This window comes from Cupriavidus sp. GW821-FHT02F09 (genome assembly GCF_059421605.1).
On sequence record NZ_JBWKVH010000023.1, the window covers coordinates 79,864 to 92,517 of the forward strand.

The 12,654-nt window shown below is 64.4% G+C and carries 15 protein-coding genes; 10 read left to right on the forward strand and 5 right to left on the reverse strand.

What is annotated here, in order from left to right; translation table 11 throughout:
* Positions 1–112 precede the first annotated feature (112 nt).
* Complete coding sequence (locus tag AC07XB_RS23580; protein ID WP_492375169.1) at positions 113–562, forward strand: heavy metal-responsive transcriptional regulator; 450 nt, start codon at positions 113–115, stop codon at positions 560–562.
* 181 nt (positions 563–743) lie between these two features.
* Here the strand turns inward: AC07XB_RS23580 and AC07XB_RS23585 are convergent, their stop codons facing one another.
* The gene (locus AC07XB_RS23585) at positions 744–1,706 is read right to left on the reverse strand and encodes a hydroxymethylglutaryl-CoA lyase (RefSeq protein WP_492375168.1); all 963 of its coding nucleotides are present in this window, start codon (positions 1,704–1,706) and stop codon (positions 744–746) included.
* A gap of 201 nt (positions 1,707–1,907) precedes the next feature.
* On the opposite strand from AC07XB_RS23585, the gene AC07XB_RS23590 reads away from it, so the two are divergent.
* Positions 1,908–2,822 (forward strand): LysR family transcriptional regulator, encoded by a 915-nt coding sequence (locus AC07XB_RS23590; RefSeq protein ID WP_492813263.1) that lies wholly within the window; start codon positions 1,908–1,910, stop codon positions 2,820–2,822.
* 21 nt (positions 2,823–2,843) lie between these two features.
* On the opposite strand, the gene AC07XB_RS23595 is transcribed toward AC07XB_RS23590, so the two are convergent.
* From AC07XB_RS23595 to AC07XB_RS23605, 3 genes are all read right to left on the reverse strand, one after another.
* On the reverse strand, positions 2,844–3,824 hold the full coding sequence (locus tag AC07XB_RS23595) for a Bug family tripartite tricarboxylate transporter substrate binding protein (RefSeq protein WP_492375166.1): 981 nt from the start codon (positions 3,822–3,824) through the stop codon (positions 2,844–2,846).
* Positions 3,825–3,875: 51 nt separating this feature from the next.
* Positions 3,876–4,736, reverse strand: a complete 861-nt coding sequence (locus AC07XB_RS23600; RefSeq protein ID WP_492826818.1) for an NAD(P)-dependent oxidoreductase — start codon at positions 4,734–4,736, stop codon at positions 3,876–3,878.
* Between the two features lie 138 nt (positions 4,737–4,874).
* Positions 4,875–5,588: a GntR family transcriptional regulator gene (locus AC07XB_RS23605; protein ID WP_174425346.1), complete on the reverse strand. Its 714-nt coding sequence runs from the start codon at positions 5,586–5,588 to the stop codon at positions 4,875–4,877.
* Positions 5,589–6,008: 420 nt separating this feature from the next.
* Between AC07XB_RS23605 and AC07XB_RS23610 the strand changes: the two genes are divergently transcribed.
* On the forward strand, positions 6,009–6,650 hold the full coding sequence (locus tag AC07XB_RS23610) for a 4-carboxy-4-hydroxy-2-oxoadipate aldolase/oxaloacetate decarboxylase (RefSeq protein ID WP_492826820.1): 642 nt from the start codon (positions 6,009–6,011) through the stop codon (positions 6,648–6,650).
* Positions 6,651–6,744: 94 nt separating this feature from the next.
* Here AC07XB_RS23610 and AC07XB_RS23615 read toward each other — a convergent pair whose 3' ends face one another.
* Positions 6,745–7,269, reverse strand: coding sequence for a TetR/AcrR family transcriptional regulator (locus AC07XB_RS23615; protein ID WP_492375162.1), 525 nt, complete (start codon positions 7,267–7,269; stop codon positions 6,745–6,747).
* 240 nt (positions 7,270–7,509) lie between these two features.
* Here AC07XB_RS23615 and AC07XB_RS23620 point away from each other — a divergent pair, with 240 nt between their 5' ends.
* From AC07XB_RS23620 to hcaB, 7 genes are read left to right on the forward strand one after another with little or no spacing between them, the layout of a single operon-like run.
* On the forward strand, positions 7,510–8,331 hold the full coding sequence (locus AC07XB_RS23620; protein ID WP_492813269.1) for an alpha/beta fold hydrolase: 822 nt from the start codon (positions 7,510–7,512) through the stop codon (positions 8,329–8,331).
* 4 nt (positions 8,332–8,335) lie between these two features.
* Complete coding sequence (locus AC07XB_RS23625) at positions 8,336–8,632, forward strand: extradiol ring-cleavage dioxygenase (RefSeq protein WP_174425342.1); 297 nt, start codon at positions 8,336–8,338, stop codon at positions 8,630–8,632.
* Positions 8,633–8,652: 20 nt separating this feature from the next.
* On the forward strand, positions 8,653–9,492 hold the full coding sequence (locus tag AC07XB_RS23630) for a DODA-type extradiol aromatic ring-opening family dioxygenase (RefSeq protein ID WP_492375160.1): 840 nt from the start codon (positions 8,653–8,655) through the stop codon (positions 9,490–9,492).
* Between the two features lie 43 nt (positions 9,493–9,535).
* The gene (locus tag AC07XB_RS23635) at positions 9,536–9,880 is read left to right on the forward strand and encodes a non-heme iron oxygenase ferredoxin subunit (RefSeq protein WP_416051952.1); all 345 of its coding nucleotides are present in this window, start codon (positions 9,536–9,538) and stop codon (positions 9,878–9,880) included.
* A 19-nt stretch (positions 9,881–9,899) separates the two neighbouring features.
* A complete protein-coding gene (locus tag AC07XB_RS23640; RefSeq protein WP_492375159.1) occupies positions 9,900–11,300 on the forward strand; it encodes an aromatic ring-hydroxylating dioxygenase subunit alpha in 1,401 nt (466 codons plus the stop codon).
* Positions 11,297–11,848 carry a 3-phenylpropionate/cinnamic acid dioxygenase subunit beta gene (locus AC07XB_RS23645; protein WP_492375158.1) on the forward strand — a complete coding sequence of 184 codons (552 nt, stop codon included), beginning with the start codon at positions 11,297–11,299 and terminating at the stop codon, positions 11,846–11,848. The genes AC07XB_RS23640 and AC07XB_RS23645 overlap by 4 nt, the downstream gene beginning before the upstream one ends.
* Before the next feature lie 2 nt (positions 11,849–11,850).
* The gene (gene hcaB, locus AC07XB_RS23650) at positions 11,851–12,654 is read left to right on the forward strand and encodes a 3-(cis-5,6-dihydroxycyclohexa-1,3-dien-1-yl)propanoate dehydrogenase (RefSeq protein ID WP_492826823.1); all 804 of its coding nucleotides are present in this window, start codon (positions 11,851–11,853) and stop codon (positions 12,652–12,654) included.

Consider the following 12,654-nt stretch of genomic DNA (forward strand, 5'->3'; position numbering starts at 1 on the left):
TTTGTCGATGGTTCCGGGATCCTGTGGAGTGCATCCCACGCGCACCTTAAACCTTGGTGTAGACTCCAAGGTCAAGACAAATCAGGGACGTCGCGTTTGACGGGGGCCACAGGTGAACATCAGCGAGTTGGCGAAGGCAGTTGGCACGACTACAGATACCCTGCGTCACTACGAAAAGGTGGGACTGTTGGCGCCGCCCGCTCGGCTGGGCAATGGCTATCGTTCATACGACACCCAGGCCGTTCGGCACATTCAATTCATCCGTAGCGCGCAAACGCTCGGGTTCTCGCTTGCCGAGATTCGGGAAATCATCCCGCAATTGATTGGCGGCAGGTTTGGCCGGGCCGAGATAGAGCAACGCTTGAGCGCCAAGATCGGACAAATCGATGCCCATATCAAGGCGCTTCAGTCCTTGAGAAAGGAGTTGGTCGCAACGGCCAACTCCTTATCTTGTCCTCCGGGGGCTCCGGTCACCATGGCATCCGCGACTAAAGTTCCCGTGATCCATAAGGACAAGTTGCATACGGAGAAGAGAATCTCACCGCGCCCCGGCAAGCGATGACACCGTCGGACAAGGCGCGTTCTCCTTGACTCTCGCGATGAACTTCTCGATGGTTCTCATGTTCCGACCACACGACCCACCATCAGCGGTCGCGGTAGTGGTCGTGGTGTTGAGGGCAAGGAAGTGCACGCGCGTTGCCGGGTGCTGCAGGCCGGGCGGGACGTCAATATCCGGCGTGGCTTCAGCGCGCCAGCGCACGCCGGCGAATGTCCTCGAAATCCGCCGGCGGGGCGTGCCGCGTCAAGCGCGGGCCGGCCTGCGATACCTGCGCGGGCAGATCGCGCCGGAGCAGCTGGCGCAGGGTGGCGGCAGCGCCGAGCAAGCCGGGCAGGTCCATGCCCGTGTCATAGCCCATGCAGTCGAACAGATGCACCATGTCCTCGGTGGCGACGTTGCCGGTGGCGCCGGGCGCGTAGGGGCAGCCGCCGATGCCGCCAAGCGACGTGTCGAAGCGGCGGATGCCGGCTTGCACGGCAGCCACCGCATTGACCAGCCCCATGCCGCGCGTGTTGTGGAAATGGGCGGTGAATTCGAGCTTGGGAAAGCGTGCCTGCACGGCCTCGCACAGGGCCTGCACCTGGTTGGGGTACGCCATGCCGGTGGTGTCGCACAGCGTGATGCCGTGCACGCCCAGCCCGGCAAAGCGGGCGACCCATCCAAGGACAGCTTCCGCCGCGATCTCGCCTTCCATCGGGCAGCCGAATACGCAGGACAGCGAGACGTTCACCCGCACGCCGCGTTGCATGCCGAGCGCGATCACGTCCTGCAACTGGCCCAACGATTGCTCTTGCGTCATGCGCAGGTTGGCCAGGTTGTGGGTCGCGCTCACCGACATGACGAGGTTGAACTCCTCGGTGGCGGACTCCAGCGCGCGCTGCGCGCCGCGCACGTTCGGCACCAGCGCGGTGTACACCACGCCGGGCGCGCGCCGGATACGGTGCATGACCGCCTCGGCATCCTTGAGCGCCGGGATGGCCTTGGGCGACGTGAACGACGTGACTTCGATCTTGGCGAAGCCCAGCCCGCTCAGCGCATCGAGCAGGGCGACCTTGTCATCCGTCTCGATGAAATCGCACTCCATCTGGAAACCGTCGCGGGTCGCCACTTCATTGAACTCCAGGCGGATGCCTTGGCCGTGATGCATGCTTGCGCTCCTTTTGCGGGTTGCGGATGACGCGCCGGGCAGCCACCGGCGGCTTGATCCTGGTTGTGTTTGCCAAGCCGTGGTGCCGCCGTCACGGGTCGGGCCGTCCCCGCCACTCTATGGGCGCGGCGCCGTCGGCGGAATTGCGATCTCCACAATCCGGCTTCGCAAAACGCGAAGGACCCGCGCTAGAATGCGCCAATGACCTGGCCCCTCAATCCCGCCCGAGTAGATTTCGTGACGCTGCGCTTGTTCTGCGCGGTCGTGCAGACCGGCAGCATCACGCAAGGCGCGGCTGCCTGCCACCTGGCCTTGTCGGCGGCCAGCCGGCGCTTGTCGGATTTCGAGGAAACCACGGGCTTCCAGTTGCTGGAGCGTACGTCCAAAGGGGTGACGCTCACGCCCGTGGGCCATATGGCCATGCAGCATGCCATGCGCCTGTTCCAGGGTTTCGAGCGCTTCAGCGCGGAGCTGCAGGACCATTCACGCGGCTTGCTGGGCCATGTGCGGCTGTGGGCCAATATGTCCGCCCTGACGGAGTTCCTGCCCGCCAGGCTCGCCACCTTCCTGGCGCAGCATGCGGGGGTTCATGTGGAAGTCGAGGAACAACTCAGCGGCGATATCGCCCGCGCGCTGGTGGACGGCCTGGCGGATATCGGCGTGTTCTCGGAAGGCACGCCCACGGATGGCCTGGACATCAGCGATTTTCAGACCGACACGCTGGTGCTGCTGTGCTCGCGCCGCCATCCCCTTGCGCGCAAGCGGCGCGTCGATTTTGCGAGCTGCCTGGAGTACGACATGGTCGGGCTCAATCGCGGCAGTGCGTTGCTGGAACTGACCTCGCGCGCGGCGGAGCAGGCCGGGCGGCCGCTTCGGCTTCGTATCCAGGTCCGCAGCTTCGACGCGATGTGCCAGATGATTGCGGCCGACCTTGGCGTAGGCGTCCTGCCGCAAGCCGTGTGCCGCGCCCAGGCCAAGGCGCTGGGGCTGCATATGGTCGGCTTGTCGGACGCTTGGGCCAGCCGGCGGCTTCTGCTGGCAACGCGCTCGGGCGTGCCCTTATCAACCGCCGCGCGGCTTCTCGGGGAGCATCTGCGGCAGGCTGGTCTGCCCTGACCGGATCCCCGCCGGGCAGGCCTATTCCACCTTGGCGCCAGACTCCTTGATGATCTGGCCCCAGCGCGTGGCCTCGCTCTTCATGTAGGCCGTGTATTGCTGGGGCGTGCCGCCAAGAATGTCGGATCCCTGGGCGATCAGCTTGGCGCGCACCGCCTCATCTTTCAATGTCCTGTCGGTCGCCTCCCGCAGTTGCTTGACGATGGGCTCCGGCGTTCCTTTGGGCACCAGGATGCCCTGCCACGCGCCCATTTCCAGCGAGCTCATGCCGCTCGCTTCCTTGATCGTCGGGATCTCCGGCAGCAGCGTCGAGCGCTTGGCGCTGGTGATGGCCAGGGCTTTCAGCTTGCCGCCCTTGATCAGCGGCTGGGCGTCGCTCAGCGGCAGGAACATGAACTGCGTCGAGCCCGCGATCAGGTCGGTGATCGCCGGCGCGCTGCCCTTGTAGGCGACATGGGTCACCTGGATGCCGGTTTCCTTGGCAAAGAGCGCGCCGCCGAGATGGAGCAACGCACCGGCACCGGATGACGCGTAGTTCAGCTTGCCGGGGTTTGCCTTGGCGTAGGCCACCAGTTCATGCACGTTCTTCACCGGCAGGCCTGGCGTGGTGACCAGGACCAGCGGCACGATGGCGGTGAGCGAGACCGGCACGAAATCCGCGAACGTATCGAATTGCACGTTCTGGTACAGCGCCGGGGCCAGCACCACGGCGGAGGTGCTGTAGAAGATGGTGTAGCCATCGGCCGTGGCGCGCTTGGCCTCCGTTGCCGCGATGTTGCCGCCGGCGCCGGGCTTGTTGTCCGGCACGACGGACGTGGACAGCTGCTTGCCGAGGCCCTGCGCGACGATGCGCGCGTTGATGTCGGCCGAGCCCCCGGGCGGGAAGCCCACGATCATCCGGATCGGCTTGCCGGGATAGGTGTCCGAGGCCAGCGCGGGCGTGGCCGCGATGGCGGGCAAAACAATGGCTGCCGCCAGCAATGCATGGGCGAGTTTGTGCATGGTGTCTCCTTTTTATTTTGAAAGCGGATTTGGGCGAAGCGAGGAGGCTGGCTATGGCTGGTTGGACAGCAGCCAGCCAAGCGCGTCCTGGATCGTGGGGTTGTCCTGGATGGGATGCGCATCCAGTGCCGCGGCCGTGGCCTTGAAGCGCGCTTCGACACCGGGCAGGACCAGTGAGGGAAGCCCGGCGCGTGCGAGTTCCTTTTGCGCTTCCAGCACCTCGTGCGTGCGGCGCCTGGCGTGGATGGTGTGGGTGCGGACCAGCATGTCGATAAAGCCGGCCAGCGGCGCTTCATCGATGTCGCGCAGCACGCCATAGAGCTTGTCGCGCACGCCTTGCTTCTCGGCGGCCATCAGCAGCTCCACGGACAGGGCTTCCATGCCCTTGGTGAAGACGCTGCGCAGGATCTTCAGCGAGATCGCATCACCGGCCACGCCGCCTTCCACGGCTTCGGCCTTGCCGCCGGCCGCGTTGACCAGCTTGCAGAATTCGGCGGCGGATGCGCCGGCGCACAGCAGCGGGGTGCGATGCAGCGACAGCGAGATGGCGCCCATCACGGCCACGTCGACATACGCAAGCCCGGCAGCGGATGCCGCGGCGGCGGCCTTGCGCTTGTCCTCGGGGCTGGCGGTCGTCAGGTCCGCGTAGCTTGCGCCTGCTTTCATGTGCGCATGGCAGTTGCCCGCCACGGCCAGCGCAGCCGATCCGAATACGCAGGACAAGACCCAGTCGGCCGAGGCGAGCCAGGGGCCGATTGCCGCATGGACGGGAAGGCCCCGGGCGGTGGCGAGTGCCTTGCCCGCGGGGGAGAGGTGGGTGTCGCAGAGGTGGAGCTGCACGCCCGGCAGGCTTGCCAGGGCGGTGGCGTAGCAACGGCCGACTTCCCCCAGGCCAATGATTGCGATGTTCAAGACTATCTCCTGGCTGATTTCGGCCAAGAGTACATAAAAAAAACAGTCTCAACAATCTGAAATAACTAACCTGCGGGTATACCTCTAAATTCTTGACCTATCTTGCGACTTTTTCGCGGGGTCACGTCAGATTTGTACTCAATTTGTTTTGTCGGCGGCTTCGTCGCCGGCGTCGGCATCGTGCTGCAACCCCGCCGGCGCCGAGTCCAGGCGGCGACTCATGAAGCGCTGGTTGGAGATATGGAGGTGGACCGACATAAGCTGCGCGGCCAGCTCGCCGTTGTGCAGCTCCATCGCCAGCACGATGTCCTGGTGATGATGCAGGCTGCGCCTGAGGTCATCGAGTTCATAGAGGAAGAACGAGCGGACGATGACCGGCATGTCGATCATCGTCTCCAGCATGGACTTCAGGCGGTTGGAGCCGGATGCCTCCAGCAGCAGGCGGTGAAAGGCGCTGTTCGCCGCCTGTATTTCCGCGATGGCGTCATCCCCTTTGGCGCCGGCTTCGATCACGGCCGCCATGCGCGCGTTGCAAGCCTTGAGCGCGGTGATGGTCTGCGCATCCGCCCGCTCGGCGGCAAGCCTGGCCGCGTACGGCTCCAGCAGCGAGCGCAGGCTGAACATCTCCTCGATGTCCCAGCGCGTCCAGCCCGCGACAAACACGCCGCGGCCGGTCTGCGCCACGGCCAGCCCGTCGTCGATCAGGCGCTTGAGCGCGGCCCGCACGGGCGTCCTGCTGACGCCCATTTCCTCGGCGATGTGTTCTTCCTTCAGCTGTGTGCCCGCCGTGTAGTGACCTGCCACGATGCGCTTTTTCAGCTGCTCGTAGGTCTGTTCGCTTCCTTTTTTCATAGCTGGCTTTGTTCTTTCCGGGGCGTGCCCATGCCGGGCGGCGCGCGATGTCCTCGGCGCGACGGGGATGCAATTTGCGCGCAAGCGTGCACACCATGCGCGGCGGCAATCGTATCAGACCGCATGTCGGTGCCGGAAAACGCCCTTGGAGGAGGCGGGCAGGAATGGCCGTCGTTTTGGTGAGGCGGTTGACGCACCTTTTGTTGCTTTATGTATTCAATTTGTATCCATCCTTGCTGCGCGCGGAGCGGATTCTGCTTTTTTTGGCTGTATTTTCTTTGTCCAATCCTTTCCTTGCATCTTATTGTACTTTTTTTGTATTATTCGGAGATCGCAAGCGCGCTGCAGGCGCGAGCGGGCAAGCAGGCGGCCGCAAGAGCCCCTCTACTTCAAGACACCAAAGGAAACGAAAGGAAAGCCATGACCATCTCCCCGGAACAGATCACGCGCCTGAAGGCGCTCGGCGCGGCCACGATTCACGAGGCGCAAGGGCAGAAGGGCGCGGTCGACGTTGGCCTCAAGCCGCTGGACCCCACCTTGCGCATGGCCGGGCCGGCTGTGACGGTGGACCTGCGTCCCAGCGACAACCTGATGATTCACTACGCGCTGACCAAGACCAGGCCGGGCGACGTGCTGGTGGTCGATGCCAAGGGCTTTCTCGAAGCCGGCCCATGGGGCGACCTGCTGACGCTCGCCGCGCAGAAGCTCGGCCTGGCCGGGCTTGTGGTCAACGGTTCGGTACGCGACGGCAACGCCATCATCGAGATGGGCTTCCCGGTTTTCTGCCGGGGGCTGTCGATCAAAGGCACCAACAAGCATCAGCCAGGCCGCGTGAACGTGCCGGTGAGCCTTGGCGACGTGCTGGTGAATCCCGGCGACATCATCGTGGGCGACCGCGACGGCCTGGTGGTGGTCGATGCAAACGAGGTAGACAGCGTGATTGCCAGGAGCGCCGACCGGGAGCTGAAGGAAGCGAAGATCCGCGAAGAGCTGGAGAAGGGCAAGACGATGGTCGAGCTGCTCGGGCTGGGGGATACGTTGCAGCGCTACGGGCTGGTTTGACGGCAGGTAGTGCCGCACGGCGGCAAGTATGCGGCAGCAACCCGGGGCAGCAAAGCGTCCCGGACAGGGGCACAGTTGTGCCCCTTTTTGCGATTCAAGGCGCTAGCAGCAGGCGCTCGATGCAGGCCCTGCGCTCTTCCTTCTGCGCCGCGGTACCCTGGTGGGAAAGGAGGGACTCCGACAATTCATAACTGTATAGTGCGAACGCCCTGGCGCGCGCCTCGGGGATGTCGAACCCGAGTGCGCTGAAGCACTGCGAGATATAGGACAGGCGCTTGGCATCCACCTCGTCGAGCACCTGGCGTACCCGCTCTTCCCGGCGGGCCCACGCGCGGATGGCAAGCTCCGTTGACGCCGCTTCCTGCGCGGCGGTACCCCGGAACGGCAACGCGAGCAGATCCCGGACCAGCTCCCGGGGCGGCAGCCCGCGGCGCTCGAAGCGGTAGATGATCTGCTCGGTGGCCTCATCGCGCCATGCGGTCAGCATGCGCTGCAGCAGGTCTTCACGATCCTTGAAGTGCCAGTAAAAGCTGCCGCGCGTGACTTCCAGTTCCTTGGCCAGCACTTCGACGCGCACTGCGTCTACGCTGCGGCTGACCAGCAGATTGCGGGCAGCCATGATCCAGTCTTCCGGCGTAAGTTGGTTGCGAGGGGCTGCGGAACTTGTCCCCGTGCCTTTTGGCATAGTGCCTCCAATAAATATGGTGAGGATTGTACTTCCCTCCTTCAATGCAGTTATGTACGGTAAGGTTCTCGGCATCTCCGGGGGTAAACACCGATGAATTCGCCGGAATACTCGCTTGACCGGATCCATTTCACTTCATACCATACACATACGTATGTGTATGGAGAAATTGAGATGAGTCAGCATGAAGGCGTCGGCTTGACCTTGACCGCCGCGGAACACCAAACCAACTACTTTGACCAGGGCACGGGCAAGCCGCTGTTCCTGCTGCATGGCTCGGGGCCGGGCGTGTCCGGCTGGTCGAACTGGAAGGGCGTAATGGGCGAACTTGCCAAGACCTTCCGCGTCATCGTTCCGGACATCGCCGGCTTCGGCTTTACCGAATTCAAGGAAGGCACGAAGTACGACATCAAGCTGTGGGTGCGGCATCTGGTCGGCATCATGGACGCACTGGATATCGAGAAGGCTTCGTTTGTCGGCAACTCCTTTGGCGGCGCGCTCTCCGTGGGCCTGGCCGTGTTCGATCCGAAGCGCGTCGAGCGCCTGGTGCTGCTGGGCACGCCGGCAGGGGAGTTCGAGCAGACGCCGGGCCTGCGCTCGGCATGGGAGTACGAGCCGTCGCCGGAGAACATGGAAAAGACAATGCGCCTGTTCCCTTTCGACCAGTCGATCATCACCCCGGAGATGGTGCAGTCCCGCTACGAGGCCAGCGCCCGTCCCGGCGCGCAGGACGCGTTGCGCAAGCTGCTGCCCAAGCCGAATGCGCAAGGCCCGACCCTCGTCAAGGGCTTCCCGCCAGCTGCCATCGCCAAGATCGAGGCGCCTACGCTGGTGCTGCACGGACGCGAAGACCGCGTGGTGCCGCCGGCATGCGGCCAGTTGCTGGCAAGCACGATCCCGCAGGCGGACCTGCACCTGTTCGGGCAATGCGGGCACTGGGTCCAGACCGAGCGGCGCGCCGATTTCCTGAGCCTGGTCGGCAACTTCTGCGCATAAGACCATGAGCCGCAATGTCCTCGAAAAGGTCCTGCACCAGCTCACGGTGGATCGCTCGGCCAAGCAGCGCTTTCGCGACGATGCCGATGCCTACCTGCGGCGCTTTGCCCTCAGCGAGGCCCAGCGGGCCATGTTGATGCAGTTCGATGTGCTTGGCCTGCAGCAAGCGGGTGTCAACCCGATGCTGACCATGGGCTTCTGGCAGGAACTGTCCCCGGAGCGCGACATGCGCGCCTACATGAAGAAGCTGCGCCCGGTCGGCTCGGCCGAGACGTTGCACAGCGCCGCCTTGAAGCGCTAGGAACAGGAACAGGAACAAAGATGGGAAAGATCGTAGGTGGCTTCCTGGTGCCCCATGACCCGGTGATGTTCGTCGCGCCCGAGGCGCCGGCACCCGCGGTGCGCGAGCGCATGTGGAACGCCTTCAAGACTTGCGCGGCGCGGCTGGCCGGGCTGGCGCCCACCAGCGTGGTGATCGTGGGCGCGGACCACTACATGCTGTTTGGCACGGGTTGCCTGCCCAGCTACCTGATCGGCACGGGCGATGTCGATGGCCCGCTCGACGCCATGCCGGGCCTCAAGCGTGGCGTGATACCGAACAGCGAAGCGCTGGCGGCGCATATCGCTGCCGAAGGCCACGCGAACGGGTTCGACTGGGCGGTGGCGCGCGCGCTGACGGTGGACCACGCCATCGGCATTCCAAACCAGCTGATGGTGCAGCCGATGCGGGAAGCGGGCCACGCCGTGGGCACCATCCCGGTGTACCTCGCCGCCGGCGTCGACCCTTATATCCGGATGGCGCGCGCCATCCAGGTCGGCCACCAGATCCGCGATGCGGTCAGCGCTTATCCGGAGGATGAACGGGTTGTGGTGATCGGCAGCGGCGGCATCAGCCACTGGGTCGGCACGGCGGAGATGGGGCGGGTCAACGAGGCTTTCGATCGCGAGATCCTGGCTTATGCCGAACGCAACGATCTGCAGGCGCTTGCTGCGCTCAGCGACGAGTACATCCTCGCCAACGGTGGCAACGGCGGCATGGAGATTCGGAACTGGGCCTGCGCCATGGGCGCGCTGGAAGGCGCGCGCGGCGAGACCATCGCCTACGAAGCCGTCCCGGAATGGGTGACCGGCCTGGGATTTGTCCAGCTGCACCTGCAGTGACGCAATATCCGGCGCTTGCGCCGGGCAAGAAGGAATGACAGCGATGAGCAATAAAGTTTTCCTGATCCAGCGTGAAGCGCTGGCGCCGGGCCAGGTGTGCAAGGTCGAGACATCGGGCTGCCCGCTGGCTGTCTACAACATCGACGGCGAGTACTTCGCCACCAGCGATGTTTGCACGCATGCCACGGCATCCCTGTCCGAAGGCGAGATCGTCGATGGCGACCTGATCGCCTGCCCGGTCCACGACGGCCAGTTCCATATCCCGACCGGACAGGCCGTCGGGTTCCCGTGCACCGTCGACCTGCGCACTTACAAGGTCATCGTCGAGGCTGACCAGATCTACGCCGATCTCGACGAAGAGTCCGAAGCGGCGTCGTCGGCTATCTGAAGCCATTGAGAGAGTGAACATGACACACGACTGCAGCGGCAACTGCGAACGCTTGCGCAAGGATCCCGCCAGCGCGCCCCTGCGCGACCTGGATCGCCTGTTGGACCTGAACGCTGGCAGGCTGTCGCGCCGCGTCTACTGGGACCAGCGCATCTACGAGCAGGAACTGGAAAAGATCTTCGCGCGCAGCTGGCTCTTTCTCGCGCATGAATCGCAGATTCCCAAGGCGGGCGACTACGTCACCACGTATATGGCGGAAGACAACGTGATCGTGGTGCGGCAAAAGGACGCTTCCATCCGTGCCTTCCTGAACACCTGCCCGCATCGCGGCAACAAGCTGAACTTCACCGACGCGGGCAACGCGCGCAGCTTTGTCTGCAACTACCATGGCTGGAGCTTTGGCATCGATGGCGCCTTGCGTGGCATGGCGGGGCAGGAGCTGTTCGAGGCCAGCGGCATGGACCGCTCGGAACACGGCTTGCACCCGGTTGCCAAGGTAGCGAGCTACAAGGGGCTGGTGTTCGGCAACATGGATCCGGATGCGCCCTCGCTGGAGGACTTCCTGGGCGACTTCCGCTATTACCTCGACGTCATGCTGGACATGGACGGCGAGGGCACGGAGTTTGTCGGCAGCTGCGTCAAGTCGGTGATCAACTGCAACTGGAAGGTCCCGGTCGAGAACTTCATCGGTGATATCTACCACGCGCTGTGGACCCATGACTCCGCCGCGCGCGCCATGCTTGGCGGCCCGGTGGCAGAGGTCTTCAAGGATCCGGATTCGTACCATGTCAATGTCAACGGGCACGGCTGGGAATTCAACCTGGACGTCGTCGGCAATGCCGCGACCCTGGGCGACAAGGAGATCCGGAAATACCTGTACGGGATCCAGCCCAAGGTGGCCGAGCGGCTTGGCGAGTTCCGCTCGAAGATGATCGGCTCGATTTCCTCGGTCAGCGTCTTCCCGAACCTTTCCTTCCTGCCGGGGCAGAACACCTTCCGCGTCTGGCATCCGCGCGGCCCGGGCAAGATCGAGCTGCACACCTGGACCATCGTCAACAAGAGCGCGCCGCAGGACATCAAGGATCGCTGGCTAAAGGGCACCATGCTGACGTTCTCGCCCTCCGGCGTGTTCGAGATGGACGATGGCGAGAATTTCGAGTTCTCTACCCGCACCAATGCCGGCTTCGTCACGCGCCAGCAAGACCTGTACATGGGCCTGGGCCTCGACTCCCGGTTGGAGGGCAGCGAGCTGCCTGGCAATGTCTATCGCAACCAGGTGAACGAAGCCAACCACCGCGCGTTCTACCAGCGCTGGCTGGACCTGATGCAGGCGCGCGCCTGGGATGAAGTCCCGGTGCGCGACAAGCCAAGCTTGCCTGAGAGCGCGTTCGTCAACGACAGCCTGAAGGAGGTCGCATGAGCGCGCTCCCTCAACAATTGCCGCAGGCCCTGGCGCTGCAGGCGGTGGACCTTGCCACTGCGCATCGGGTGCAGCAGTTCCTCTATCGCGAGGCGCGCCTGCTCGACAGCGAGGCATGGAGCGACTGGCTGGCGCTGATGACGGACGACATCCACTACTGGATGCCGGCCATCGAGAACCGCCGCCGCGCGGACAAGCTGGGTGCCTACGGGGTGGGGCGTGGCGCGTATTTCGACGACAACCACTTCGACCTGGAACGCCGCGTGGCCCGCTTCAAGCAACCCTCCGCATGGGCCGAGGATCCGCCGACCCGCCATGTGCACGTCATCAGCAATATCGAAGCGTACGCGGGTGCGGCCGATGACGAGTTCATCGTGCATTCGGTCTTCGTCAACTACCGCAGCCGGGGAGAGGCGGACAACGATCTGTTGCTTGGCCGGCGCGAGGACGTGCTGCGCGCTCATGGCGGGGATTTCCGGATCGCCCGGCGCAAGATTGTCATCACGCAGTCCCTGCTGATGTCCAAGAACCTCAATACCTTCTTCTGACCATGGGCTGGCTCGATAACGATGTGGCATTGGTGACCGGCGCCAACTCAGGCATTGGCCTGGCGGTCACCCGCAGGTTCCTGGCGGAGGGCGCAGCCGGCGTCGGCGTGCTGGTGCGCAATGCGCAGAGCGCCGACGCCATGCGCGCAGAGTTTAGCGACCGCGTGGCGATCACCGTGGGCGACGTGCGCTCGGAAGACGCCAACGTGCAGGCGGTGCAGGCCACCGTCAAGGCCTTCGGCAAGCTCGACACCCTGGTTGGCAATGCTGGCGTATGGGACCACTTCGCCACGCTGCGCAAGCTGGAGCCGGGTGTGGTCAGCGCGACCTTTCGCGAGGTGTTCGACGTCAACGTGCTGGGCTACCTGCTGGCCGCTCATGCCGCCGCGCCCGCACTGCGTGAGAGCCGCGGCAGCATGATCTTCACGCTGTCGAACGCCAGTTTTTATGCCGGCGGCGGAGGCCCGGTCTACGTGGCCTCCAAGCACGCCTGCGTGGGCCTGATCCGGCAGCTTGCTTACGAACTGGCGCCGGACATCCGCGTGAACGGCGTGGCACCCGGCGGCACGGTGACCCCGTTGAAGGGCCCGGAGGCCCTTGGCAAGCAGGAGGCCCGACTGTCGGAGATTCCCGGCTTCTCGGACGCCGTGGCCAACGCAATGCCGCTGGGCTTTATCGCCCAGCCGGAGGACCACACCGGGCACTACGTGCTGCTGGCCTCGCGCACCAATTCCCCGGCAACCACGGCCGCCATCCTGCAAAGCGACTGCGGCTGGGAAGTCCGCGGGCGGCCAGGGCGGCGCTAG